At 40.6% G+C, this 293-nt stretch carries 1 protein-coding gene; it reads left to right on the forward strand.

Annotated elements, in window-relative coordinates:
• Nucleotides 1–293 (forward strand): stage IV sporulation protein A (locus tag PZH32_RS13500; RefSeq protein WP_275208764.1); only part of this gene is annotated, 293 nt, incomplete at both ends.

Raw genomic sequence — 293 nt, forward strand, 5'->3', positions numbered from 1 at the left:
GACGATGCAGAAACTTTCAATCTTAAAGAATGAATATGAAAATGTAGAAGATGCATTTACTGCAGTCCGGATGAAAGGGTATGGAGTAGTCAGCCCGACAAAAGAAGAGATCGTACTGGATGAACCAGAGATTATCAGACAGGGAAATAAATATGGGGTGAAAATTCATTCGCAGGCGCCGTCCATTCATTTGATCCGTGCTAATATAGAGACGGAGATAGCCCCGATTGTTGGAAATGAGCAGCAGGCGAAAGATTTGATCCAGTATATTAAAAATGAGGAAAAAATGGAAG

The organism is Adlercreutzia equolifaciens, assembly GCF_029076695.1.
Lineage (GTDB): Bacteria > Actinomycetota > Coriobacteriia > Coriobacteriales > Eggerthellaceae > Adlercreutzia > Adlercreutzia equolifaciens_A.